The organism is Lichenihabitans sp. PAMC28606 (assembly GCF_020616535.1).
In the GTDB taxonomy this organism is placed as follows: Bacteria; Pseudomonadota; Alphaproteobacteria; order Rhizobiales; family Beijerinckiaceae; genus Lichenihabitans; species Lichenihabitans psoromatis.
This window is the reverse complement of sequence record NZ_CP085136.1, coordinates 3,477,586-3,502,556: the sequence shown is the minus strand read 5'-3', so window position 1 is coordinate 3,502,556 and position 24,971 is coordinate 3,477,586. Positions and strand designations below refer to the sequence as shown.

Below are 24,971 nucleotides of genomic sequence, written 5' to 3'. Positions count from 1 at the left end.
ATATCGGCGCAGTCGCGGACATCCAAACCCATGGCCAATACTACAATCGGCGTCAAACTTGACGGGGCTTTGCGCGAGCGGATCAAAGATGCGGCCGTCTCCCAGGGTCGGACATCGCACGGCTTGATCAAGCAGTCGATCCTGACGGCGCTCGACCGTCACGACCAGGGTGCGTCCGCGCCGGCCGATCTCTCCGGAAGCTCTGCGCCTCGCCCGTTCCTCGATTTTGCGCGATCGGTGCAACCGCAGAGCGTGCTGCGGGCCAAGATCACGTCGGCCTATCGCGTGCCCGAGCCCGAGTGCCTGCCGCTGCTGATCGCGGATGCGACGCTGCCTAAGAGCCAGGTCGAAGAGGCGAAGATTACCGCCAAGAAACTGGTCGAGGTCCTGCGCGCCAAGGGTCAGCGCGGCGGCGTCGAAGGGCTGGTGCAGGAATATTCGCTGTCCAGCTTCGAGGGTGTGGCGCTGATGTGCCTCGCCGAGGCTTTGCTCCGTATCCCGGATCGCGGCACCCGCGATGCCTTGATCCGCGACAAGATCTCGATCGGCGACTGGCATTCCCATGTCGGGCGCAGCCCCTCGCTCTTCGTCAATGCGGCGACGTGGGGGCTTGTGGTCACCGGCCGCCTGACCACCACGACGAGCGAGACTGGCTTGTCGACGGCGTTGACGCGGCTGATCGCCAAGGGCGGCGAGCCGCTGATCCGCAAGGGCGTCGATATGGCGATGCGGATGATGGGCGAGCAGTTCGTCACCGGGCAGACCATCGCCGAGGCTCTCGCCAACAGCCGCAAGGCCGAGGCGCGCGGCTTCCGCTATTCCTATGATATGTTGGGCGAAGCCGCCACGACGGCCGCCGATGCCGACCGTTACTATCGCGACTACGAACAAGCCATTCACGCGATCGGCAAGACCGCTGCGCGACGCGGCATCTACGAAGGCCCCGGCATCTCGATCAAGCTATCGGCGTTGCATCCGCGCTATTCTCGTGCCCAGCGCGAGCGCAGCATGAGCGAGTTGCTCGATCGGCTGAAAGCTTTGGCGATCCTGGCGCGCCACTATGACATCGGCCTGAACATCGACGCCGAGGAAGCCGACAGACTGGAGCTGTCGCTCGACCTTCTGGAGAGCCTGTGCTTCACGCCAGAACTCGATGGGTGGAACGGCATCGGTTTCGTGGTTCAGGCTTATCAGAAGCGCGCCCCGTTCGTGCTCGATTTCATCATCGACCTCGCGCGTCGAAGCCGACACCGGCTGATGATCCGACTCGTGAAAGGCGCCTATTGGGACAGCGAGATCAAACGCGCCCAGGTCGACGGACTCGAAGGCTTTCCGGTCTATACGCGGAAGCTCTACACGGACGTGTCGTATCTCGCCTGCGCCCGCAAGCTGTTGCGCGCACCCGATGCCGTCTTCCCGCAATTCGCCACCCACAACGCGCAGACCTTGGCTACCATTCACGCCATGGCAGGCGAGAATTTCTATGCGGGCCAATATGAGTTCCAATGCCTGCACGGCATGGGCGAGCCGCTCTACGACGAGGTGGTCGGCAAGGATAAGTTGAACCGCCCTTGCCGTATCTATGCTCCGGTCGGGACCCATGAGACGTTGCTGGCCTATCTGGTCCGACGCCTGCTCGAGAACGGCGCCAATACAAGCTTCGTCAACCGCATCGCGGACGCCAACGTTCGGGTGAAGGACCTCGTGGCCGATCCGGTCGCACAAGCGGCCGATATGGAGCAGGTCGGTGCGCCGCATCCGCGCATCGCGATGCCGCGCGACCTCTTTGCCGGATCGAGGCCGAATTCCGCTGGCCTCGACCTCTCGAACGAACAACGTTTGGCTTCACTCTCGGCGGCTTTGCTCTCCGGGGCCGGAACGCAGTCGCGGGCCATGCCGATGCTTGGCACGGACCGACAGGATCAAAGCTCGGTGGGTCGTCCGGTCCAGAACCCCGCCGACCGTCGCGACATCGTCGGATATGTGGTCGACGCGACCCCGGCCGATGTCGGTCAAGCCTTTGAGGGTGCGGCCGCCTTTGCGCCGATCTGGGCCGCGACACCGCCGAGCGATCGCGCCGCCTGCCTCGCCAAGGCCGCGGATCTGATGGAAGCGCGGATGCCGAGCCTGATGGGGGACATCGTCCGCGAAGCCGGAAAATCTCTGCCCAACGCCATCGCGGAAATCCGCGAGGCTGTCGATTTCTTGCGCTACTATGGACAGGAAGCCGCCACGAGCTTCGCCAACGACACCCATCGACCGCTCGGTCCGGTCGTCTGCATCAGCCCGTGGAACTTCCCGCTGGCGATTTTCACTGGCCAGGTTGCAGCGGCCCTCGCGGCCGGCAACCCCGTCCTGGCCAAACCAGCTGAAGAAACCCCGCTGATCGCCGCCCGCGCGATCGAGATTCTTCGCGAAGCCGGTGTTCCGGCCGGCGCGGTCCAGCTGATACCCGGCGCTGGCGACATTGGCGCGGCGCTCGTGGCCGACCCTCGGGCGGCTGGCGTTCTCTTCACCGGCTCGACCGCCGTGGCCCGCTTGATCCAAAAGCAATTGGCGGATCGGTTGAGCGCTTCTGGGGGCTCGGTCCCGCTCGTGGCCGAGACTGGTGGTCAGAATGTCCTGATCGTGGATTCCTCCGCCCTCGCCGAACAGGTCGTCGGCGACGTCCTCCTGTCGGCTTTCGATTCAGCCGGACAACGGTGCTCGGCCCTCCGGGTGCTCTGCCTGCAGGACGACATCGCAGACCGCGTTCTGACCATGCTGAAAGGCGCGATGGCTGAACTGCAGGTCGGCAACCCGGACCGCCTCGCGGTGGATATCGGACCTGTAATCTCGGCCGAGGCGCGGGACGGCATCACGTCTTATGTCGAGGCGATGCGCCAGAAGGGCTTCATGATCGACGCCCTGCCGCTCGGCGAGGCTTGCGCGCGTGGCACCTTCGTGGCCCCGACCCTGATCGAGATCGGTCGCATCGATGATCTCGGCCCCGAGGTGTTCGGGCCGGTGTTGCATGTGTTGCGCTACCGTCGCGAGGATCTCGACGAGTTGATCGACCGGATCAACGCCAGCGGCTACGGGCTGACGTTCGGGCTCCATACCCGCATCGACGAAACGATCGCCCGCGTGACCGACCGGATCGGCGCCGGCAACCTCTATATCAATCGCAACCTGATCGGTGCTGTGGTGGGCGTGCAGCCCTTCGGCGGCAATGGACTTTCGGGCACTGGCCCGAAGGCGGGCGGTCCCCTCTACATGCGTCGCCTCCTGTCCGATGTGCCGGCCGCGCCACCGATCGCTCCGAAGACGGGAGCCGCCAATCCGGCTCTGCCGCTTCACGCCTGGCTCGTTCAGACCGGCCGCAAAGCCGACGCGGATCGCTGCGCGACGGCCATCGCGCGGTCGCTGCTCGGGACCCGCGTCGAGCTCCCGGGGCCGGTGGGCGAGCGGAACATCTATGGGTTCAAGGCGCGCGGCACCCTATTGGCGCATGTCCAGACGGAAGCCGGATTGTTTGCGGCCGTTTCGGCCGCCTTGGCGACCGGGAACGCGACTGTCGTCACAGCGCCCGCTGTGGTGTTGGATGTTCTCGCGACGCTGCCGCCATCGTTGGCCGGGCGGATCACCGCGGCGAAGGACGGCGTTGCCAGCCTCGACGTAGCGGCCGTGCTCTTCGAGGGCGACAGCGACGACTTGCGTCGTCTCAACCACAGCATCGCCGACAAATCCGGTGCGATCGTGCCGGTCCATGCCGTGTCGCGGACGATGCTCGTCGATCAGAACGACACATTCCCGCTGGAGTGGCTGGTCGAGGAAGTCTCGATCAGCACCAACACGGCGGCGGCGGGCGGCAATGCCAGCCTGATGAGCATCGGTTAAGCGTCATACGCTCAGCCGAGCAGCAGCGTCGCCCAGCCTTCGAGATCGATGCGCCGCCGCAAGGCGTAGCCCTGCGCCGCATAGCTCGACAAGATGCCGGGCACGTCGCGGGCCAGCAGGCCAGACAGCACAAGGTCGCCTCCCCGCGCCGCGACATCCCGGATCGAGGGCGCCAGCAGCCGCAGCGGCTTGGCCAGAATATTGGCGAAGATGAGGTCGTAAGGCGCGCCGGCGCGAAGCGCAGGGCTACGCAATCCCGTCGCGACCACGGGGCGGGCATAGGGCGTGGCGCCGTTCAGCTTGGCATTGGCCCAGGCGGCATGAACCGCGACCGGATCGATATCGCCGGCCGACACGCGTTGATGGAGAGCCTTGGCGGCCGCGATCGCCAGCACACCTGTGCCGGTCCCCACATCGAGAATATGCTGCGGACGGCGCCGCTTGAGGATCGCGTCCAGCATCAGCAAGCAGCCGCGTGTCGTCCCGTGATGGCCGGTGCCAAACGCCAAAGCAGCCTCAATTTCGAGGGGTACGTCGTTGGCGCGGACGCGGTGACGGTCGTGGCTCCCGTGAAGGATGAAGCGCCCGGCCCGAACGACGCCAAGCCCTTCGAGCGAGGCCGCGACCCAATCCTGCTCGGCGACCTGTCCGAATGTCAGCCCTGCAGCCGCCTCCGGTCCGACAACGGCGGCGATCAGGGTGCGGATGCGGTCCTGGTCTGGGGCTTGGCCGAAATAGATTTCGACCGTCCAGGCCTTGTTGACCGACGGGTCGCCCTCGTCCTCAAAGGCGGCCGCCGCGGTCTCGGCGGGATCAAACGTTTCGACGACCGCATCGGCCACGGCGCGCGCCGTATGCTCGTCGCAGACGAGACGAAGCAGGTGGGCGGCGTTGTTGGGGGGAAGACCTTCGAGCATTCCGTCGGCTAGCATGCCGGGACGACCCTGTCACGCCGCCGGGGGCTCGCGTCACGATCGCCAGGAGCAGCACGGACGAAAGCGCCTGACTTTCGGCCCCGATCATGCTCCAACGTCGCGGTAGACCAATCGAGGCCGAATCCCCATGTTGCCCTGCCTGTCGTTGCTTTGTTTCATGGTGTTCGGGCCGCCCGGCCTCGTGCTTGGCGATGGATTTTCGGCGATCTCCGCCGCACCTCGGACCTCGGTGCAAGCCTTCGGCCAGCAGAACCCGCAGTGCAAGGCCTGGAGCGATAGCTGCGTTACCTGCACGGCCACGGCCGCTGGCCCCGCGACCTGTTCGACCGCGGGGATCGCCTGCACGCCCACCCCGATCGCGTGCCAGCGTCCCTAAGCGAAGCCAACGCAGCGTTCCGTCAGGCGGCTCCGATACGGTCCATCATAGCCACGATCGTCGCGATGGAGCGGAAGTTGGCCGGAGTAATGTCGCTCGGCGGGATAGTCACGTCGAATTCCGCTTCGATCGCCAGCATGAGCGACACCATATCCATCGACGTCATTCCGGCGTCGACGAGGCGATCGCCGATTGCAACCGGCGTGGTCTTGCCGCCTTCGGCACGGATGCGGGCCACCACGGCTTCGACACGGCCGACCGTCGTTTCCACCGCTTGATCCATCGTCACGTCCTCAAAGCCGCTTCGGTCAGAGCCTGTCGGCTACCTCCGCCGCGCTCGTCGAACAAACCAAAAAGCATCTTCAGCCTAAGTTTCTGTAAACCCGCTTGAAGCGGACTCGAGCGGCTTGCGGCGTATTCACGCTCACGCTCAGCTTTCGATAAGCATTGCTTAACCGCAAGCAGAATCGGTTGCGGATAAGCGGGCGCGGATTTGATTTTCCTCATTTTTTAAGCCCTAAGGTAGGTCGTCGCGAGCGCTGTTCCGTAGCTTCGGTTCTTCCTGCCGGCTCCGGCCCGCATTCTTATCAGGCATGACCATGTTCGACCTTGCTGTGACAGATCCGATCGGCGCCCTGGAGACCAAACCCGTCGCCTCGCCCGACATCGCCGTGCCGGCACTCACGCTGGCGCAGCGCGCCGATGCGGTCGCAAAAATTGCCGCCGCTCATGCCGCCGATGTCGACCGCAACGGACGTTTTCCCACCGAAGCGATCGAGGCAATCCGCGCGCAACGGCTATTCGGCATTCTCGTCCCGAGCGATCTCGGTGGTGAAGAGGTCGACCTGCCCGCCGTCGTCGACGTCTGCTATCGCCTCGGTCGCGCCTGCGCCTCGACCGCGATGATCTATGCCATGCACCAGACGAAGGCCGCCTGCGTGGTGCGCCATGCCGGCGACAATGCCTGGCAGCGCGCCGTGCTGACGCGGCTCGCCACCGACCAATTGCTGTTCGCATCCTCGACCACCGAGGGTCAGGGCGGCGGCAACGTCCGGTCCAGCGTCGCTCCGATCTGCCGCGACGGCGATCGCATCACGCTTCACCGCAATGCCAGCGTCATTTCCTATGGGGCGCAGGCCGACGCTATCGTGACGACGGCGCGCCGCTCTGAGGATGCGGCGCATTCCGATCAGGTTCTCGCGGTTTTCCTCAAGGCGGATTACGACCTCGTCCAGGGTAGCGGATGGGACACGATGGGGATGCGCGGCACGTGCAGCGTCGGTTTCGACATGATGGCGTCGGGCGTGGCGGACCAGATCCTTTCGGTGCCCTACGACCGCATCCACGGCCAGACCATGACGCCGGTCGCTCATCTCGTCTGGTCCGGCGTCTGGGCCGGCATCGCGGCCGCGGCTGTCGAGCGCGCACAGGCCTTTACCCGCCGGGCCATGCGGCAATCGAGCGGTCAGCTGCCGCCTGGGGCCGCGCATTTCACCAAAGCGAGTTCAACGCTCAACATGCTACGAACGCTGGTCTCATCGTCGGCACGTCGCTACGAGGACGCCATCCGTGACGATACGATCATGACCTCGATGGTGTTTCAGACCGCAATCACGCTTCTGAAGGTCGACGCGTCCGAACTCGCCGTGGCGACCGTTCTGGCGGCCCTTCGCGCCTGCGGCCTGTCGGGCTATCGGAACGACGGCGAGGCGTCTGTCAGCCGACAATTGCGCGATATTCTGTCGTCGCTCCTGATGATCAATAACGATCGCATCCTCGCAAGCCTATCGAGCGCGACCTTGATGACGCCCGTCCCCACCGGGCTCGGCGGCTGAACGCCACGTCCTTCATCCATCCATGTCGGAGATCCCCATGAACGCTCCCTTGCGGCCTAGCCACCTTGGCTTCGTTGCCCCGACGGGAACGCAGGACACCATTAAGGACGCGCTGTTCCAGCCCATGGGCGTCGATGGCGTCTATGCCCGGACCGGCCTCTATGAAGGGATCGTCGAGCGGCTCGCGGCCTATATTTCAAGCCAGCGCGAAGCCGGCACGGAAGTGCTGCGCTTTCCGCCGGTGATGAGTCGACGCGACCTCGAACGGCATGGTTACCTCAAGAGCTTCCCCAACCTGCTCGGCTGCGTCTGCGCGCTGCACGGCACGGATGCTGAAATTTCGGCGGCTGCCGACCGTCACATGCAGGGTGGCGATTGGACGAGCGCGTTGTCCCCGTCCGATCTCGTGCTGAGTCCGGCCGCCTGCTACCCCGTCTACCCGATCGTAGCGGCCCGGGGGCCGTTGCCGGCGGGTGGCGCGATCTTCGATGTCGCCTGCGATTGCTTCCGCCACGAGCCCTCCCCGCATCTCGACCGGCTACAGTCTTTTCGAATGCGCGAATATGTCTGCATCGGCGCGCCGCAGGACGTGAATGCGTTCCGGGAACGCTGGATGGTCCGCGCGCAGGAGATGGCCGACGCCTTGGCGCTCCCCTGCCGCGTCGAAACCGCGAGCGATCCGTTTTTCGGCCGGATCGGTCAGGTGATGGCGCTCAGCCAATTGCACCAGGCGCTGAAGTTCGAACTGGTGGTGCCGCTGAAATCGGTCGAGTCACCCACCGCCTGCATGAGCTTCAATGCCCATCGCGATCATTTCGGGACTACCTGGAACATCGAGGATGCCGACGGGAACGTCGCGCATACCGGCTGCGTCGCCTTTGGCATGGATCGGCTCGCGGTCGCGCTGTTCTGGACCCACGGCCTCGATCCCGCCGCTTGGCCCGCCTCGGCGCGGAGCGCGCTCGCGCTTTAGGCGTTCAGCCGTTCGGCCTTGCGCGGCGGCGTTCGACCTGAGACACATCGGCCCCGAAGGGGCCGATGATCGATTTGCAGAAGCATGCTCCGCCAAGCACCCGACACCCTCGCTCGATCGGCCTTCGGGTCGTGCTCGCGGCGGTTTTCTGCTCGATCATCGTGGCAACCGCGGGCGGCCTCGTCTGGTTCAACCACCGCCAAGTCTCTGCCTTGGCACGGCAGGAAGCTAGCGCCCGCTTCAGCGCGCTGGCCCAGCAGGTCCGGCGCGAAACGGAGGCGCCCCTCGCGACCGCGACGATCGCGCTCGACACCACCGCACTGACGACCCGAACCGACGACACGCCCGATGCAACCGCTTCTTTGCTGCTGTCGATTCTCCGCTCGATCGAGCCGACGGCGCCCGCCGTGATGGCCATCGAGATCGGTCGCCCTGACGGCAGCATGGTTCTGGTGCAGCACGGTCCCGCCAGCGACACCATGCTGGCGGCCGAACAGTCGCATGCCTATTCGGCCGAACTGGTCGAGCGAACGCCAAATGGCATGACGCTCCGCTGGACGCTCTATGACGATGCCGGGGCGACGGTGCGAGAAGGGCCACCAACACCGACCAGCCTCGATGCGCGGGAGCGTCCCTGGTATCGGGCGGCCCTGGGCCAGAACCGGACCGTATCGATCCCGCCCTACCACTTCACCAACATGCCGCAGATCGGCATCACGCTGGCGCGCCGCGCGGCCGGCGCCTCGGACGTCGTGTTCGGCCTCGACGTCACCTTGGCCAATCTCGATCGAGCTCTGACCCAGATGCAATCGTCGCCCCGGCAGGATCTCGTGATCTTCCAGAGCGACGGAACCGTGGTGGCGCGCGCCGCGCCGCTAGGATCCGTGCTGCCGACGCCACCGACCAGCCCCGACGCCATGCCGCGCCTCACCACGCTTGGCTCTGCCAGCCTCGCGTCACTGTCCGACGCCTATCAACGCGAGGGGAGCGGCCGCGACCTCTCGTTCCGGGTCGATGGCGCCACCTATGTCGGGCGGGTCGAAAACGCGATGCCCGGCACCGGCTTGATGCTCGGCCTCACGGTCCCGGCTGCCGATATTCTCGGTCCGGCTGACCAATTGCGCCTGCGGTCGCTGGAGCTTGGGCTGGTCGCCGTGCTGGTCGCGGCCCTCGTCGGGGTCGTGGCCGCACGCGGCTTATCCCAGCCACTCGGCCGGATCACCCGCGACCTGTCCAGCATCATGGCGTTTCGGCCGATCGTTCATCGGCCGAATGCATCGCGGATCAGGGAAATCAGAGACCTCGCCGGGGCGGTGGTGACGCTCGATCTCGCGCTTCAGAATTTCGTCCGCTACGTGCCGAACCAGATCGTGCGCCGCATCGTCGCCGATCAAGCGTCCCCCGCGCTCGGAGGAGCGCGTCAGCCCGTCACCGTGCTGTTTGCAGACATTGCGGGCTTTACTCGGCTCGCCGAAAGCCTCGATCCAGAAATCCTGATGGCGCAGATGTCGCGCTATTTCGAGGCAGTGGCGGGCGAGTTGATCGCCTCGGGTGCGACGATCGACAAGTATATCGGCGACAGCATCATGGTGTTTTGGAACGCGCCGGAGCCGCAGGCCGATCATATCGAACGGGGGTGCGTCGGCGCGCTAGCAGCGGCCAAGCGCGTAGGGGAGCTGAACGAGAGGTTTTGCCAGGAGGGCTTGCCGGCCCTGCAGACCCGGTTCGGACTGCATACGGGCGACGCGGTGGTCGGGCATGTCGGGTCGGCCGACCGGATCAGCTATACGGTGCTGGGTCACACCGTGAATGTCGCGGCGCGGCTCGAAGCCCTGAACAAGGATTACGGGACCACGATCCTGGTCAGCGACGCGATCCGCAAGGCGGCCGGCGATCGCTTCGCCTTCATGGCGGTCGATACGGTGACGATCCGCGGGACGCGGGCACCGCTCCGCGTCCATTCCTTGCTAGGGCGTGATGTGGTCCGTCCCGCCCCCACGATGCTCGGACTGTAGGGTCCCGGCCTACCAGGCCGTGTAGCCGCCGTCCGCGACCACGACCGACCCGGTCATCAGGCTTGCGGCTTCGGAGGCCAGAAACAGGATCACCGACGCGATCTCGCGCGGCTGGCCCATGCGGTGCATCGGCGTCATCTCGAGCCAGGTGTCCATCATGCCCGGAGCCGATCCGCCGAAGGTCGTCATCGGCGTCTCGATATAGGTCGGCGCCACCGAATTGATCCGCACGCCGCGCTGGCCCCATTCGGCCGCGAGCGACTTGGTGAGGTGATGCACCGCCGCCTTCGAGGCATTGTAGTACGATTGTGGCTGCGGCTTGTTGACGATGAAACCCGACATCGAGCCGACCGTGACAATGCTGCCGTGCCCGCGCTTCAGCATATGCTTGCCGAAATCGCGGCAGCACCAGAAGACGCCGTTCAGATTGACGTCGATGACGTTCAGCCAATGCTCGTCCGTCACGTCTTCGCCGTTTGTCCCCGACCGCGCGATCCCCGCGTTGGCGATCATGATGTCGACAGCGCCATAGGTCGCGTTCAGATCGTCGGCCGCCTTGCGGACCTGATCCGGCTTCGTGACGTCGAGTTCGATCATGTCGGCCGCATGCCCGGCCGCTTTCAACTCCGCTTGGCTCTTGCGAGCCGCATCGCCCAGCATGTCGGCAACGATGACCTTGGCGCCCGCTTCCGCAAGCGCATGGCAGGTCGCAAGGCCGATCGCACCGCCGCCGCCCGTCACGACGGCGGTTTTTCCCTGCAGGCGAAAGAGGTCCAGATACATACTCAGTGTCCCTTGGTGAGGCTCGCGGCCGCGTTGCGGCGGCGCATGGGGGTCATCGCCACGCCGTCCTTGTCGAACAGGTTGGCTTCCGTCGTCACCACGGCGAGGTGGACGGTCTGGCCGACCTGCACGGCGGCATTGCCGGCGGTCTTGACCGTGACCAGCAGCTTATTCCCGACGTCGACATAGACCAGCGTTTCCCCGCCGAGGTGCTCGACGACGGCGACATGTCCCGACAGCGGGCCGGCCTCGGCGATCGACAATTGCTCGGGACGGAGGCCGAGCGTCACGTCGCTGCCCGGCGCCGCAGAATTCGTGGCCTCGACCGGGATCACCACCTCACCACCACCCGGCAACGTGATGGTGGCACCCTCAAGCGACATCGCTTTCAGCTTCGCCGGTGTCAGGTTCATCTTGGGCGAGCCGATGAAGCCCGCGACGAAGATGTTGGCGGGGAAATGGTAGAGGTCCAACGGGGTGCCGACCTGCTCGATCTTGCCGGCGCGCAGCACCACGATGCGATCCGCCATCGTCATGGCTTCGACCTGGTCATGGGTGACGTAGATCATCGTGGTCGCGAGTTCCTGATGCAGGCGCGCGATCTCGATCCGCATTTGCACGCGGAGCGAGGCGTCAAGGTTCGACAGCGGCTCGTCGAAGAGGAACACGCGGGGCTGCCGGACGATGGCGCGGCCGATGGCGACGCGCTGGCGCTGGCCGCCCGATAATTGCCCCGGCTTGCGATCGAGAAGCTTCTCGAGCTGCAGGATTTTGGCCGCCTCCATAACCTTGGCGTCCCGCTCGGTTTTGGGCACCCCGGCGAGTTTCAGTGCGAAACCCATGTTTTTTTCGACGCTCATATGCGGGTAGAGCGCATAGGACTGGAACACCATGGCGAGGCCGCGCGCGTCCGGCGGCACATCGTTGACGACCTGCCCGTCGATCGACAGGTCACCGGAGGTGATCTCCTCGAGGCCCGCGATCATCCGAAGCAGGGTCGACTTTCCGCAACCGGATGGACCGACGAAGACGACGAATTCCTTATCTTCGATCGAGAGGTCGACCCCCTGGATGATCGACACATCGCCGTAGCTCTTCTTGACATTCTTGAGTGCGACTGTGGCCATCGAAGGATCCTATTTTACGGCGCCGAAGGTGAGGCCGCGCACGAGTTGACGCTGGGTAAGCCAGCCGAACACCAGGATCGGCGCGATAGCGAGAAAAGACGCGGCCGACAGTTTAGCCCAGAACAAGCCCTCGGGGCTGGAAAAGCGGGCGATGAAGGCGGTCAACGGCGCCGCATTGGCGGCCGTGAGATTCAGACTCCAGAACGCTTCGTTCCAGCAGATGATGATCGATAGCAGGGCGGTCGAGAAAATACCCGGCAGCGAGAGCGGCAGCAGCAGCGCGAACATTTGCTGCATGGGGGTCGCGCCATCCATGCGGGCCGCCTCGAGAATCTCCTTCGGGACTTCGCGGAAGAAGGAATAGAGCATCCACACCACGATCGGCAGATTCATTAGAGTATAGACGATCACGATGCCCCATCGGCTATCCAGCAATCCCGTTTTGATGGCGATCAGGTAGATCGGCACCAGAACCCCGACGGTCGGCATCATCTTGGTGGAGAGCATCCACATCAGGATGTCCTTGGTGCGTCGCGTCGGGAAGAACGCCATCGCATAGGCGGCCGGCGCCGCGAGCAGGATACAGACGATCGTCGCGCCCACCGACTCGATCACCGAGTTCAAGAAAAAGTGGACGTAATCCGAGGTCTGGTTGATGTCGCTATAGTTCTCCAGCGTCGGCTGAAAGAAGATCTTTGGCGGCGTCGCAACCGCATCGAGCTCGGACTTGATCGACGCGAGCCCCATCCACAAGATCGGGAAGAAAACCAGGAACGCCACGCCCCAGCCGAGCAGCGTCATGAGCGCCTTGTCGCGCGGTGTCGCCTTCATGGTGTCGTCCTCAGTCGAGGTTGCGCGCGAAGGCGCGGAGCAGGAAGAACGCCACGATATTGGCCAGCACGACGGCCACGATACCGCCGGCCGAGCCGCCACCGATATCCGTGTTCAGGATCGCGGTTTTGTAGATGAGGAACGGCAGGTTGGTGGAGGCATCGCCGGGGCCGCCCGACGTCGTGACGTAAATCTCGGCGAAGATGCCGAGCAGGAAGATCATCTCGATCATCACCACGACGGTGATGGGCCGCAAAAGATGCGGCACGATGATGTGCTGGAAACGTGCCACCGCTTTCGCGCCATCCATCCGGGCGGCCTCGATTTGCTCGCGGTCGAGCGACTGCATGGCGGTCAAAAGGATGAGGGTCGCGAACGGAACCCATTGCCACGCCACGATGATGCCGACGGATAACAGCGGCGCCTGGCTAAACCAGTCGAACACGCCAAGGCCCAGCGACGAGGTGATATAGGCGATGAGCCCATTCACCGGATGCATCAGCAGATTTTTCCAAATCAACGCCGCGACGGTCGGCATGACGAAGAAGGGTGCGATGACGAAGAGGCGCGCGGCGCCTTGCCCCCAAAATTCCTGGTCGAACAAGACCGCGAACAGCGTGCCGAACACGATGGTGGCGGCAAGCACGCCGACGACGAGCACCACCGTATTGACGATCACGGTCAGGAACGACGGGTCCGTCAGCAAGTATGTGTAGTTGTCGAGGCCGGCCCAGCCGGTCATCGTCGGGTCGACGAGATTGTAATTCCGAAACGAGAAATACAGCGTCAGGACGAGCGGAACGATCATCCAGATCAGCAACACGCCGATGCTTGGCCACAGCAAGGGCCTCGTATCGACGGCGCGGCTCGCGGCGCGTCGCATCGAGAACCGTGCGGTCTTTGGCGATACGGTCACAGACGTCGTCATGTCGACCAGCCTCGGCGGAGGAAAATGGAACCGGCCGGGCTATTGTCCGACCGTCTTGCTAAGCCGATCGGCGGCTTACTTGGGGTAGCCGGCCTGCTTCATCGTGCGCTCGGCCGAAGCCTGCGCCTTGGTCAGCGCCTGGGCGCCGGTGTCCTGCCCGGCGAGAGCCGCCGCGACATCCTGGCCAGCCGTCGTGCCGATCCCCTGGAATTCAGGAATGGCGGCGAACTGCACGCCGACATAGGGCACGGGCATCACAGCAGGGTGCGCCGGGTTCGTGGTCTGAATGGCGTTCAGCACGAAAGCCGAGAAGGGCGCAGCCTTCTTGTAGTCCTCGTTGGCGTAGGTCGACAGACGCGTGCCGGGAGGAGCCGAAACCCAGCCCTGATCGGCTGCCACGAGCTTGATGTAGTCTTTGGAAGTCGCCCATTTGACGAACTTCTTGGCCGCATCGGCATTTTTGGTCGAGGTCGGGACACCCAGGTTCCACGACCAGAACCAGCCGCTGGCCTTGGTGTTGGCCTCGGTGATCGGCGCGGGCGCAAACGCCACCTTATCGGCGACCTGGCTTTCCTTCGGGTTGTAGAGATAGCCGGCCGTCACGGTGGCATCGATCCACATGCCGCATTTACCGGTCGAGAACAGCGCGCGATTCTCGTTATAGCCGTTGGCGGTCGCACCGGGCGGCCCGTCCTTCTTCATCACGTCGAGGTACCAGGCGATCGTCTGTTCCCAAGCCTTCGAGGTGAACTGCGGCTTCCATTGCTCGTCGAACCACGAGCCACCGAATGCGGTAGCGGCGGCGCCGAGAAACGCCATATTCTCGCCCCAGCCCGGCTTGCCGCGCAGGCAGATGCCGTAGATGCCATCCTTCTTGTCGGTCAGCTTAGCGGCATATTCGGCGATCTGTTGATAGGTCGGCTTCTCCGGCATCGTAATGCCAGCCTTTTCGAACAGATCCTTGCGGTAGAAGGTCAGCGAGCTTTCCGCATAGAACGGCGCCGCGAACAGCTTGCCATCGACCGTCAGAGCCGATTTCACCTGCGGCACGATATCGGCATAATCGTAATCGGCGCCGAAATCATCGAGCGGCACCAACCAACCCTGCTTGCCCCAAATCGGCGCCTCGTAGGCCCCGATCGTCATGACGTCGAATGAACCGCCCTTGGTGGCGATATCGGTGGTGACGCGCTGACGCAGGACGTTCTCTTCGAGCACGACCCAGTTGAGTTTGATGCCGGTGTCTTTTTCAAATTGCGGCGACAGCTTCTGCATTTCGATCATGTCGCCGTTGTTCACGGTCGCGATCGTCAGCGTTGTGTCAGCCCTGGCGGCTGTGGCGCCGGCCATGAGGGCGGCCATCGCCACCCCGTAAAAACGAGCGTAACGCATCCTGTTTCCTCCCTCGGTGATGTTGCTTAAATGCTCACCGTCGGAGCAAAAACTCAACCGTGAGCCCTCGTTTGTCAAGGAATATTTGGACGAGCCTAGCAGGCGCGTCCGGTCAGGCAAGGTCGGACCCGGCCTGTGCCAGGAGCGCCGTCGCGGTCCGCTCGTCGGTCACCAGTCCGGTCGCGTATCGGCCCTCGAGCGCCGCCATCATGGGCCTGACTTTGTCGGCCCCGGACGCCACGAGCACGACGATCCGCTGCGGGTTGGCGATGAGCCGCAACGCGGTCAGCCGCGCCGTGACGGCATTGTCGATGGGGACGCCCGCGCCATCGAAGCTGCGGCTCATCAATTCACCGACGGCTCCATCGTCGAGCAATGCGTCGATCTCGTCGCGGTTGACGAACCCATCGACCAGGATGGGAGCCCGCCCGCCGATCGAACCGACCCCCAGCATCACGGCATCGGCATTCTCGTAGAGATCGGCAACTTTCCGGTACCCGCGCTGCGAGCGCAGGATGTCGCATTCGGCCTGGGTGTCGGTGATGACGGGCAGCGGGAGCGGATAGCATTCGGCGCCGACCCGGTCGGACAGGCGCATGGCCACGTCGTAGGGGCTGGCCCGGCCGTCGCGGCTGAGATTGCCGACCACGGAAACGATCCGATGCTCGGGCCGTGACATCGACGGCATTTGACGCACGGTCTCGAGCAGAGCGCGTCCCGTGCCGAGCGCGATGACCTTGGGGTCGCGGGAGCTCAGATAGCCCTCGAGAAGCTTGGCCGCCACCATGCCGACGCCGAGCCGATTATCACCGTCGCCCTCGACGCTCGGCGCGATCTCGCAGGATTGCAGGCCGAATCGGTGCCGGATCCGCTCGGCTAATTCCATCGACTGCAACAGCGGATGGTCGAGCCGGAATTTGATCAACCCCTCGCTGATCGCGAGCGCCACCAGGCGCTGGGCATTGGCGCGCGAAACGTTCAGCTCGATCGCGATCTCGTCCTGGGTCCGTCGTTGAATGTAGTAAAGCCACCCGGCCCGCGCCGCGAGGTCGAGCCGTTTGGCTTTTGCATCGATAGGTTTGTCGTTCAAGGTGGTCTCGCGGCACAGGCGGGGTGGGCAGGGCCAATAGCATGCTTGTGCTCCGCCGCCATGCTCAAGCGGCCTGTTGATCCTGTCAACGGCACGGATCCGGTGGCTGCGCTGCCGCCGAGGTCGAGGTCACTCCCCGATGAGATGCAGCACGACCTCGCGCCGATGCGGCCGGCTGCGATGTTCGAAGAGATAGATGCCTTGCCACGTGCCGAGGACCGGCCGCCCCCGCTCGACCGGGATCGAGAGCTGAGTCTGCGTCAGCGCGGTGCGGAGGTGGGCTGGCATATCGTCCGGCCCCTCGTCGTTATGGATATAACGCGTCGCGCTTTCGGGCGCGATCTCCTCGAAGAACTGTGCCAGATCCTGCTGCACGGTCGGGTCGGCATTCTCCTGGATCAGCAGCGACGCCGAGGTATGCCGGCAGAAGATCGTCAACAGCCCGGTCGACACGGCTTGCAGGTCGGTCCAGGCCACAACCTCCCGTGTGATCTCGTAGAGGCCCTTGCGCCGCGTTTGTTGAACGAGATGGTGAAGGGCCTGACGCATGATAGGGCTCCTTGCGCGTGAGCGAGACAAATCGGGAGAAGCAGGTGTTCCGTTTCGGCGAAAAGCGTAGATAAGGCTCGACCAAGCAAATCAAGCGCCGCGCTGGCGCGAACGGGAGGCATGCATGTTCCTTGGCGTGGACATTGGAACCACTTCGGTCAAATCCGTGCTGGTCGATGCGAAGCAGATCGTGTTGGCGAGCGCCACTCACGCCCTGGCCGTGACCCGGCCGCATGCGGGCTGGTCGGAGCAGGCGCCAGAGGATTGGTGGACCGCAGTTTGCGCCACGCTCGACACGCTCACCAGCACCCATCCGCACGAGATGGCGGCTGTCGAGGCGATCGGTCTATCGGGCCAGATGCATGGCGCGACTTTGCTCGGCGCCGACGACCAGGTGCTGCGCCCGGCGATCCTGTGGAACGACGGACGTGCGGCCGCCGAATGCCTGGAGCTTGAAGCCGCCTGCCCCGATGCGCGGCGAATCACCGGCAACATCGCGATGCCGGGCTTCACGGCCCCGAAACTGCTTTGGTTGCGCCGGCACGAGCCGCATCTGTTCGAGCAGATCCGAAAGGTGCTGCTGCCGAAGGATTATGTCCGGCTGCGCCTGACCGGCGAGTATGTGTCCGACATGTCGGACGCGTCGGGCACCTATTGGCTCGACGTTGGCGCCCGCCGCTGGTCGAGCGATCTGCTGAGCGCGACGGGTCTCGATATCGGCGCGATGCCATCGCTGGCCGAAGGCACCGACGCGACGGGGCGGCTTCGCCCCGATCTCCAAGCGCGATGGGGGATGACCAAGGCTCCGGTGCTGGCGGGGGGCGCCGGCGACAATGCGGCCTCGGCTTGCGGCATCGGCGCGGTTGTGCCCGGCTCGGCTTTCGTTTCGCTCGGCACGTCCGGCGTTCTGTTCGTCTCGAATGCGCGCTTTTCGCCCAACACCGAGGGTGCTGTGCATGCCTTCTGCCATGCCCTACCGGCGACTTGGCACCAGATGGGCGTCATTCTGTCGGCGACCGATAGCCTCAATTGGCTGGCGAAGCTGGTCGGGCAACCCGCGCCGGCGCTCGCGGCCGAGGTCGGCGAGGCGTTGGATGGCCCCTCGCCCGTCACCTTCTTGCCTTACCTTTCGGGCGAGCGGACGCCGCATAACGATGCGGCCGCGCGGGGGCTCCTGGCCGGACTGGCGCATGGCACGGATCGGCGCGCGCTGACACAGGCCGTGCTCGAAGGCGTCTCGTTCGCGTTCAAGGATTGCCAGCGCGTGCTGGCCGATGCGGGCACCGACTTCGCGCGGGCTTTCGCGGTCGGCGGCGGCGCGCAATCGCGCGCCTGGCTGCAGATCCTTGCCAACGTACTCGATCGCCCGCTCGATCTCACGGCCGAGGCGGATGTGGGCGCGGCGTTCGGCGCCGCCCGGCTCGCCATGGCGGCTGCCACCGGGGCGGACCCGGCCTCAATCATGACGCCGCCGCCCGTGCAAAGCACGATCGAGCCGAATGCGCGGCTCGTGCCGCTCTACGCGGAAGCCTACGGACGCTATCGCGGTCTCTACCGGCTCGGCGAGCCGGCGCGATAAGCCGAGGGACCTCACCATGAAACGCTCCTTCATCAACCAGCAGATGCGCGACGCCAACGCGACATTCGCGCGGCACGGTTATGTGCCGCCGCCCTGGGCGACGTGGTCGCCGGCGCAATGGGACGCCGATCCCGCCCGTCGGCACTTTTGTGCCGAACATCAGATGGGCTGGATCATCACGGATTTCGGCAGCGGGGATTTCTTCCGTCAGGGCTTGATCCTGCTGGTCGCGCGCAATGGTGTCGCCGGGCGCGCGGGGCAGCGCGTTTATGCCGAGAAGGCCATCGTGATGCGGGAGGGACAGGAAGCGCCCTATCATTACCACCGCGCCAAAACGGAGGACATGCTGGTGCGGGGTGGCGGCTCGCTCGGCATCGATCTCGTCAAAGTGGATGCGGTCGGCAAGCCGATCGAGGCGCCGGTCGAGATCCTGGTCGATGGCGCTCGCTCGACCATCGCGGCGCGACAGGCCGTCGTGCTCACACCGGGCGAGAGCCTGACGCTTCCCCCGCTGCAGGCACATCGTTTTTATGGGCTTCCCGGGACCGGGACGTCATTGGTCGGCGAAATCAGCGAAGTCAACGACGACCTGACCGACAACTACTTCCTGGAGCCGTTTGGCCCGATGATGATCGAGGACGACGAGCCTCCGCTCTATCTGTTGTGGCGAGACCTTGCGGCCGGGTGACCCAAACCCACGATCGCGCTTGCTAAAAGAGAGACACACGCATAAAGATATCTTTATATCTCGTGTGATCTGGTTGTTTGATGACGAATGCGGTTCCTCTCTCCTTTGGCTCGGCCCTCGCGGCGCTTGAAGCGGCCGGGGAAGCCACGCGCCTTCGGCTTCTCGCGCTGTTGGTCGAAGCGGAATTGACCGTGACCGAGATCGTCTCGATCCTCGGTCAATCACAGCCGCGCGTGTCTCGGCATCTAAAGCTGCTGGTCGAAGCCGGCCTCGTCGAGCGCCATCGCGAGGGCGCATGGGCTTTCTTTTCCTGCATGGCCCGGACGCCGACGGCCTCCTGCGGCCGCGATCTGGTGCGGCGGCTCGACCCCGATGACCCGGTTCTGGTTGCCGATCGGGCCCGGCTTGGCGAGGTTCGAACGGCCCGCAATCAGAATGCGGAGCGCTATTTCGCCACCCAGGCAAGCCAGTGGGATCGGCTCCGCTCGCTGCACATCGCGGAGGAGCGGGTCGAGACCGCTATTCTCGAGGCGGTTGGGCCGGGGCCGTTTCGCGCCCTGCTCGATCTCGGCACCGGCACCGGCCGGATGCTGGAGCTCCTGGCGCCTTTGGCCGACCGCGCCATCGGGATCGACCAAAACCACGCGATGCTCAACATCGCGCGCACGCGGATCGAGCGAAGCCGTCTGCGGAATATCCACCTCCGCCAGGGCGACATCTATGCGCCGCCGGTCGAGCGCGACGGCTATGATCTCGTCATCCTGCATCAGGTGCTGCATTACCTCGACGACCCGTCCCGCGCGCTTCGCGAGGCGGCCCGAGCCTTACGGCCGGGCGGCCGCCTCGTCGTGGTGGATTTCGCACCCCATGACCATGAATCGCTGCGGGATCATCACGCTCACCGGCGGCTCGGCTTCTCGCGGCAGGAGATCGACGGTTTCATGGCCGATGCGGGTCTCGCCAGCGAACAACATCGCGACCTGACGCCCAACGACGGCGAAGCCGATACGCTGACGGTGTCGATCTGGATTGGCCATGATCGTCGCACCTTGTCGGATGCCCCGCTCGCCTTTCCCCATCAGGAGGTTGCTTGATGCTGCCCGATCATCGCCCGAGCCGCTCGCACAGCCTGGTGAAGGCGACACCCATCAAAGTGTCGTTCGAGTTCTTCCCGCCCAAAACCGCCGAGATGGAGGTGGGCTTATGGGATGCGGTGACGCGGCTCGAGCCGCTCGAGCCGGATTTCGTATCCGTCACCTATGGGGCCGGCGGCTCAACGCGCGAGCGGACCCACGCCACTGTCGCGCGCATCGTCAGCGACACCACGATGAAGCCGGCCGCACATCTCACCTGCGTCGGCGCCACCAAGGCCGAGATCGACGAGGTGGTGGCCGGCTATTGGTCCGCTGGCGTGCGCCATATCGTGGCGCTACGCGGTGATCCGCAGGGCGGCGTCGGCACGGCCTACACGCCCCATCCGGGTGGCTACGCGACCTCGGCCGATCTCGTTGCCGGGATCCGCCGCGCCGGCGACTTCGAGGTTTCCGTGTCGGCTTATCCGGAATCCCATCCCGAAAGCCCGAACATCGATGTGGATCTCGACGTCTTGGCCGCGAAAGTCGATGCGGGTGCAACGCGCGCCATCACGCAATTCTTTTTCGATAACGCGTTATATCTTCGATACATCGAGCGGGTCCGGGCGCGGGGCATCACGATCCCGATCATTCCCGGTATCGTCCCGGTGCAGAATTTCAAGCAAACCGCGAATTTCGCGGCCCGAACCGGCGCCTCGGTACCGCAATGGCTGGCCGATCGGTTCGAGGGGCTGGACGATGATCCGGCGACGCGGCGGCTCATCGCAGCCGCCGTGGCGGCCGAACAAGTCCTCGATCTCGTCGATTACGGGGTCCGCGATTTCCACTTTTACACGATGAACAAGGCCGATCTCGTCTACGCGATCTGTCATCTTCTGGGACTGCGACCGAGGCTCGATCAAGCCGCCGCCTGACGCGGGATCGGATCGATCGAGCAACAAAGCGACCACATGCAGAGGTTCCGCCCGTGACCACCACAGCCCAAGCCCTTCGTGACGCAGCCGCCGAGCGCATTCTGGTGCTCGATGGTGCCATGGGGACGATGATCCAAGAGCGCCGTTTCGACGAAGCGGCGTTCCGGGCGGAGCGGTTCAAACACTGGCCGAGCGACCTGCGCGGCAACAACGACCTGCTGACGCTGACCCAACCGGATGCGATCCGCGACATTCACCTGCAATATTTTCTGGCCGGCGCCGATATCGTCGAGACCAACACGTTTTCATCCACCACCATCGCCCAGGCCGACTACGGCATGGAGGCGATCGCGGTCGAACTGAACCGCGAAGGCGCGAGGCTGGCACGCGAAGCGGCCGATCTCGCCGAAGCGAAGGACGGCCGCAAACGGTTCGTCGCAGGCGCGATCGGGCCGACCAACCGCACCGCGTCGATCTCGCCCGATGTCAACAACCCCGGCTACCGCGCCGTCACGTTCGATGAGCTACGGATCGCCTACGGGGACGCGGCGCGCGGCCTCATCGAAGGGGGAGCCGACATCATCATCGTCGAAACCATCTTCGACACGCTGAACGCCAAGGCGGCTCTGGCCGGGATCGACGAAATCTTCGAGGAGATCGGGCGCACCCTGCCGGTGATGATCTCCGGCACCATCACGGATCTCTCCGGCCGCACCCTGTCAGGCCAGACCCCGACGGCGTTCTGGAACGCGGTGCGGCACGCCTCACCCTTTACCGTGGGGCTGAATTGCGCGCTCGGCGCTCGCGAAATGCGCGCCCATCTCAGCGAAATCAGCCGGGCCGCCGATACGCTGGTCTGCGCCTATCCCAATGCCGGGCTGCCGAACGAATTTGGCATGTATGACGAGAGCCCTGACTATATGGCCGAGCTGGTCGGCGAATTTGCCGAATCCGGCCTCGTCAACGTCATCGGCGGCTGCTGTGGCACCACGCCGGCCCATATCCGCGCCATCGCGGCACGCGTCAAAGGCCTCGCGCCCCGCGTCGTGCCGACCATCGAGCCGATGCTGCGCCTGTCCGGCCTCGAGCCTTTCACGCTGACGAGCGACATCAAGTTCGTGAACGTCGGCGAGCGCACCAACGTCACGGGTTCGGCCCGCTTCCGCAAGCTGATCCGCGAGGGCGATCTCGCGGCGGCGCTCGACGTCGCACGCGATCAGGTCGCCAATGGCGCGCAGATCATCGACATCAATATGGACGAAGGCCTGCTCGATTCCGAAAAGGCGATGGTCGACTTCCTCAACCTCGTGGCGGCCGAGCCGGATATCGCCCGCGTCCCCGTGATGGTCGATAGTTCCAAGTTCGGCATCATCGTGGCCGGCCTGAAATGCGTGCAGGGCAAGCCGATCGTCAACTCGATTTCGCTGAAGGAAGGCGAGACGAAATTCATCGCCGACGCGCGGATCGTGCGCCGCTACGGTGCGGCCGTGGTCGTGATGGCCTTCGATGAGGAAGGCCAGGCCGACACGCAGAAGCGCAAGATCGAGATCTGCTCCCGCGCCTATAAAATCCTGACCGAGACAGTCGGCTTCCCGCCCGAGGATATCATCTTCGATCCGAACGTCTTCGCGGTCGCGACCGGCATCGAGGAACACAACAATTACGGCGTCGACTTCATCGAAGCGACACGTGCGATCCGGGCCAACCTGCCCTACGCGCATATCTCCGGCGGTGTCTCGAACCTATCCTTCTCGTTCCGCGGCAACGAGAAGGTGCGCGAGGCGATGCACGCCGTGTTCCTCTACCATGCGATCACGGCCGGCATGGATATGGGTATCGTCAACGCGGGGCAACTCGCGGTCTATGGCGAGATCGACCCCGACTTGCGTGAGGCCTGCGAGGACGTGGTGCTGAACCGGCGCGCCGACTCGACCGAGCGGCTGCTTGCCCTCGCCGAACTCTATAAGGGCCAGGATGGCCAGGTCGCCAAAGCCAAGGATCTAACATGGCGCGAGGCGCCGGTCGCCAAGCGGCTGGAACATGCGCTCGTCAACGGCATCACTGAATTCGTCGACGCCGATACGGAGGAGGCGCGCGTTGCCGCCAAACGCCCGCTCGACGTCATCGAGGGGCCGCTGATGTCCGGCATGAACGTGGTCGGCGACCTGTTCGGAACCGGCAAGATGTTCCTGCCGCAGGTGGTCAAATCCGCCCGCGTCATGAAGCAGGCGGTGGCGGTGCTGCTGCCCTACATGGAAGCCGAGAAGCTTGCGAGCGGTGGCGGATCGGGCCGAAGTTCGGCCGGAAAGATCCTGATGGCGACCGTCAAGGGCGACGTGCATGACATCGGCAAGAATATCGTCGGGGTGGTCCTGGCCTGCAACAATTACGAGATCATCGACCTCGGCGTGATGGTTCCGGCGCAGAAGATCATCGACGTCGCGATCGCCGAGAAGGTGGATGCGATCGGCCTGTCGGGCCTCATCACGCCGTCGCTCGACGAGATGTGCTTCGTGGCCGCCGAAATGGAGCGCCAAGGGCTCGACCTGCCGCTGCTGATCGGCGGCGCCACGACGAGCCGCGTCCATACGGCCGTCAAGATCCATCCGCATTACGAGCGCGGTCAGGCCGTCTATGTCACGGATGCGAGCCGTGCCGTGGGTGTCGTTTCGGCGCTGCTGTCGCCCGACACCAGGGTGAGCTACGTCGAGACGGTACGGGGCGAATATCGGCGCGTCGCCGACGCTCATGCCAAGAGCGAGCGCGACAAGCAGCGGCTTCCGCTGGCCAAGGCGCGCGCCAACGCGCTCAAGATCGACTGGGCGGGATACGAGCCCCCGCGACCGTCGTTCCTCGGCACGCGGACGTTCGGGAGTTTCGACCTTGCGACGCTGGCGGGCTTCATCGACTGGACGCCCTTCTTCCAAACCTGGGAGCTGAAAGGCCGCTACCCGGCCATTCTCGACGATCCGAAGCAGGGCGAAGCCGCTCGCAATCTCTTCGCGGACGCGCAAGCCATGCTGGCACGCATCATCGAGGAGAAGTGGTTCACACCGCGCGCCGTGATCGGTTTCTGGCCTGCCCAGTCGGTCGGCGACGATATCCGCCTGTTTGACGATGAAAGCGGGGCGCATAGCGAAACCTTCTTCACGCTGCGGCAGCAATTGAGCAAGCGCGATGGGCGCCCCAATACAGCGCTGAGCGACTTCGTGGCGCCCGGCGATGTGGGCAAGCGGGATTATATCGGGGGTTTCGTGGTCACGGCCGGGTCAGAGGAGATCGCGATCTCGACCCGTTTCGCCCAGGCCAACGACGATTATTCATCGATCCTGGTCAAAGCCTTATCGGACCGCTTTGCCGAAGCACTGGCCGAGTTCATGCACGAACGGGTGCGCCGCGAATTCTGGGGCTATGCGGCCGACGAGGTTCTGACCGACCAGCAGCGGCTCGACGAGACCTATCGCGGCATCCGCCCCGCGCCGGGCTACCCCTCGCAGCCCGACCATACCGAGAAGCTCACCTTGTTCCGCTTGCTCGACGCCGAACATGCGGTTGGGGTGCGGCTGACCGAAAGCCTGGCCATGTGGCCGGGATCGTCGGTTTCTGGCCTTTATCTCGCACATCCCGAGGCGCATTATTTCGGCGTCGCCAAGGTCGAGAGAGATCAGGCGGAGGATTATGCGGCCCGCAAGGGAATGCCGCTCCGCGAGGTCGAACGCTGGCTGTCGCCGATCCTCAACTACGATCCCCTGGCGCTCGCCAAGGAAGCGGCCGAATAGGCGATCCATCGTGACGCGGTCTCCTCGGCGTCCTCCATCGTGAGCGTTAACCTTTCGTTAAAGATTGAATCGACTTGGAAGGAATTGGGAGCACAGTTGCGTCGGGCTAGGGAGACGAAACCGGCATGTGCGATCAGCTGATTACAGCGGCGTTGATGGTGACTTTAGTCCTGACGATGCTGGCCGCACTCCTCGCGGTTCTCG

Annotated in this window: 19 protein-coding genes; 10 read left to right on the top strand and 9 right to left on the bottom strand. The window is 64.6% G+C overall.

All coding sequences use genetic code 11. From position 1 onward, the window contains the following. Nucleotides 1-30: 30 nt before the first annotated feature. Nucleotides 31-3,879, top strand: coding sequence for a trifunctional transcriptional regulator/proline dehydrogenase/L-glutamate gamma-semialdehyde dehydrogenase (gene putA / locus LGH83_RS16515; RefSeq protein WP_227399582.1), 3,849 nt, complete (start codon nt 31-33; stop codon nt 3,877-3,879). 11 nt (nt 3,880-3,890) lie between these two features. On the opposite strand, the gene LGH83_RS16510 is transcribed toward putA, so the two are convergent. After that, nucleotides 3,891-4,796 carry a 50S ribosomal protein L11 methyltransferase gene (locus LGH83_RS16510; RefSeq protein ID WP_227401895.1) on the bottom strand — a complete coding sequence of 302 codons (906 nt, stop codon included), beginning with the start codon at nt 4,794-4,796 and terminating at the stop codon, nt 3,891-3,893. Nucleotides 4,797-4,941: 145 nt separating this feature from the next. Between LGH83_RS16510 and LGH83_RS16505 the strand changes: the two genes are divergently transcribed. Beyond that, complete coding sequence (locus LGH83_RS16505) at nt 4,942-5,190, top strand: hypothetical protein (protein ID WP_227399581.1); 249 nt, start codon at nt 4,942-4,944, stop codon at nt 5,188-5,190. Nucleotides 5,191-5,212: 22 nt separating this feature from the next. Here the strand turns inward: LGH83_RS16505 and LGH83_RS16500 are convergent, their stop codons facing one another. Then, complete coding sequence (locus tag LGH83_RS16500; RefSeq protein ID WP_227399580.1) at nt 5,213-5,473, bottom strand: phosphopantetheine-binding protein; 261 nt, start codon at nt 5,471-5,473, stop codon at nt 5,213-5,215. Nucleotides 5,474-5,789: 316 nt separating this feature from the next. Here LGH83_RS16500 and LGH83_RS16495 point away from each other — a divergent pair, with 316 nt between their 5' ends. From LGH83_RS16495 to LGH83_RS16485, 3 genes are all read left to right on the top strand, one after another. Further along, entirely contained in the window at nt 5,790-7,025 is a 1,236-nt protein-coding gene (locus tag LGH83_RS16495; protein ID WP_227399579.1) for an acyl-CoA dehydrogenase family protein, read from the top strand. Nucleotides 7,026-7,062: 37 nt separating this feature from the next. Further along, nucleotides 7,063-7,998 (top strand): amino acid--[acyl-carrier-protein] ligase, encoded by a 936-nt coding sequence (locus LGH83_RS16490; RefSeq protein WP_131194463.1) that lies wholly within the window; start codon nt 7,063-7,065, stop codon nt 7,996-7,998. 65 nt (nt 7,999-8,063) lie between these two features. Beyond that, nucleotides 8,064-10,013 (top strand): adenylate/guanylate cyclase domain-containing protein, encoded by a 1,950-nt coding sequence (locus tag LGH83_RS16485; RefSeq protein WP_227399578.1) that lies wholly within the window; start codon nt 8,064-8,066, stop codon nt 10,011-10,013. Between the two features lie 9 nt (nt 10,014-10,022). Here LGH83_RS16485 and LGH83_RS16480 read toward each other — a convergent pair whose 3' ends face one another. The 7 genes from LGH83_RS16480 to LGH83_RS16450 form a co-directional block, all read right to left on the bottom strand. Next, complete coding sequence (locus LGH83_RS16480; protein WP_131114484.1) at nt 10,023-10,796, bottom strand: SDR family NAD(P)-dependent oxidoreductase; 774 nt, start codon at nt 10,794-10,796, stop codon at nt 10,023-10,025. A gap of 2 nt (nt 10,797-10,798) precedes the next feature. Next, nucleotides 10,799-11,923, bottom strand: a complete 1,125-nt coding sequence (locus LGH83_RS16475) for an ABC transporter ATP-binding protein (protein WP_131194465.1) — start codon at nt 11,921-11,923, stop codon at nt 10,799-10,801. A gap of 9 nt (nt 11,924-11,932) precedes the next feature. Then, nucleotides 11,933-12,754: a carbohydrate ABC transporter permease gene (locus LGH83_RS16470; RefSeq protein ID WP_131114482.1), complete on the bottom strand. Its 822-nt coding sequence runs from the start codon at nt 12,752-12,754 to the stop codon at nt 11,933-11,935. A 10-nt stretch (nt 12,755-12,764) separates the two neighbouring features. Next, nucleotides 12,765-13,637, bottom strand: a complete 873-nt coding sequence (locus tag LGH83_RS16465; protein WP_210215347.1) for a carbohydrate ABC transporter permease — start codon at nt 13,635-13,637, stop codon at nt 12,765-12,767. 120 nt (nt 13,638-13,757) lie between these two features. Continuing rightward, on the bottom strand, nt 13,758-15,074 hold the full coding sequence (locus LGH83_RS16460; protein WP_413771060.1) for an ABC transporter substrate-binding protein: 1,317 nt from the start codon (nt 15,072-15,074) through the stop codon (nt 13,758-13,760). A 112-nt stretch (nt 15,075-15,186) separates the two neighbouring features. Then, complete coding sequence (locus LGH83_RS16455) at nt 15,187-16,164, bottom strand: sugar-binding transcriptional regulator (RefSeq protein ID WP_131114479.1); 978 nt, start codon at nt 16,162-16,164, stop codon at nt 15,187-15,189. 129 nt (nt 16,165-16,293) lie between these two features. Then, nucleotides 16,294-16,713, bottom strand: coding sequence for a secondary thiamine-phosphate synthase enzyme YjbQ (locus LGH83_RS16450; protein ID WP_131194467.1), 420 nt, complete (start codon nt 16,711-16,713; stop codon nt 16,294-16,296). Nucleotides 16,714-16,837: 124 nt separating this feature from the next. Here LGH83_RS16450 and xylB point away from each other — a divergent pair, with 124 nt between their 5' ends. From xylB to metH, 5 genes are all read left to right on the top strand, one after another. Beyond that, a complete protein-coding gene (xylB, locus tag LGH83_RS16445) occupies nt 16,838-18,292 on the top strand; it encodes a xylulokinase (protein WP_227399577.1) in 1,455 nt (484 codons plus the stop codon). 16 nt (nt 18,293-18,308) lie between these two features. Next, complete coding sequence (locus LGH83_RS16440) at nt 18,309-18,980, top strand: D-lyxose/D-mannose family sugar isomerase (protein ID WP_227399576.1); 672 nt, start codon at nt 18,309-18,311, stop codon at nt 18,978-18,980. Between the two features lie 80 nt (nt 18,981-19,060). Next, nucleotides 19,061-20,074 (top strand): ArsR/SmtB family transcription factor, encoded by a 1,014-nt coding sequence (locus tag LGH83_RS16435; protein WP_227399575.1) that lies wholly within the window; start codon nt 19,061-19,063, stop codon nt 20,072-20,074. Further along, nucleotides 20,074-20,988 (top strand): methylenetetrahydrofolate reductase [NAD(P)H], encoded by a 915-nt coding sequence (gene metF, locus LGH83_RS16430; RefSeq protein ID WP_227399574.1) that lies wholly within the window; start codon nt 20,074-20,076, stop codon nt 20,986-20,988. Before LGH83_RS16435 ends, metF begins: the two co-directional genes overlap by 1 nt. Nucleotides 20,989-21,041: 53 nt before the next feature. Then, on the top strand, nt 21,042-24,767 hold the full coding sequence (gene metH / locus LGH83_RS16425; protein WP_227399573.1) for a methionine synthase: 3,726 nt from the start codon (nt 21,042-21,044) through the stop codon (nt 24,765-24,767). The last annotated feature ends 204 nt before the right edge of the window (nt 24,768-24,971 follow it).

What these genes read in the sequence shown, in the direction of transcription:
- LGH83_RS16485 (WP_227399578.1), top strand. Translation starts at nt 8,064, where the DNA reads ATGATCGATTTGCAGAAGCATGCTCCGCCAAGCACCCGACACCCTCGC.
- LGH83_RS16465 (WP_210215347.1), bottom strand. Translation starts at nt 13,637, where the DNA reads ATGCGACGCGCCGCGAGCCGCGCCGTCGATACGAGGCCCTTGCTGTGG.
- putA (WP_227399582.1), top strand. Translation starts at nt 31, where the DNA reads ATGGCCAATACTACAATCGGCGTCAAACTTGACGGGGCTTTGCGCGAG.
- LGH83_RS16480 (WP_131114484.1), bottom strand. Translation starts at nt 10,796, where the DNA reads ATGTATCTGGACCTCTTTCGCCTGCAGGGAAAAACCGCCGTCGTGACG.
- LGH83_RS16490 (WP_131194463.1), top strand. Translation starts at nt 7,063, where the DNA reads ATGAACGCTCCCTTGCGGCCTAGCCACCTTGGCTTCGTTGCCCCGACG.
- metF (WP_227399574.1), top strand. Translation starts at nt 20,074, where the DNA reads ATGCTGCCCGATCATCGCCCGAGCCGCTCGCACAGCCTGGTGAAGGCG.
- LGH83_RS16435 (WP_227399575.1), top strand. Translation starts at nt 19,061, where the DNA reads ATGACGAATGCGGTTCCTCTCTCCTTTGGCTCGGCCCTCGCGGCGCTT.
- LGH83_RS16460 (WP_413771060.1), bottom strand. Translation starts at nt 15,074, where the DNA reads ATGCGTTACGCTCGTTTTTACGGGGTGGCGATGGCCGCCCTCATGGCC.
- LGH83_RS16505 (WP_227399581.1), top strand. Translation starts at nt 4,942, where the DNA reads ATGTTGCCCTGCCTGTCGTTGCTTTGTTTCATGGTGTTCGGGCCGCCC.
- LGH83_RS16495 (WP_227399579.1), top strand. Translation starts at nt 5,790, where the DNA reads ATGTTCGACCTTGCTGTGACAGATCCGATCGGCGCCCTGGAGACCAAA.
- LGH83_RS16500 (WP_227399580.1), bottom strand. Translation starts at nt 5,473, where the DNA reads ATGGATCAAGCGGTGGAAACGACGGTCGGCCGTGTCGAAGCCGTGGTG.
- LGH83_RS16440 (WP_227399576.1), top strand. Translation starts at nt 18,309, where the DNA reads ATGAAACGCTCCTTCATCAACCAGCAGATGCGCGACGCCAACGCGACA.
- LGH83_RS16450 (WP_131194467.1), bottom strand. Translation starts at nt 16,713, where the DNA reads ATGCGTCAGGCCCTTCACCATCTCGTTCAACAAACGCGGCGCAAGGGC.
- LGH83_RS16475 (WP_131194465.1), bottom strand. Translation starts at nt 11,923, where the DNA reads ATGGCCACAGTCGCACTCAAGAATGTCAAGAAGAGCTACGGCGATGTG.
- xylB (WP_227399577.1), top strand. Translation starts at nt 16,838, where the DNA reads ATGTTCCTTGGCGTGGACATTGGAACCACTTCGGTCAAATCCGTGCTG.
- LGH83_RS16510 (WP_227401895.1), bottom strand. Translation starts at nt 4,796, where the DNA reads ATGCTCGAAGGTCTTCCCCCCAACAACGCCGCCCACCTGCTTCGTCTC.
- LGH83_RS16470 (WP_131114482.1), bottom strand. Translation starts at nt 12,754, where the DNA reads ATGAAGGCGACACCGCGCGACAAGGCGCTCATGACGCTGCTCGGCTGG.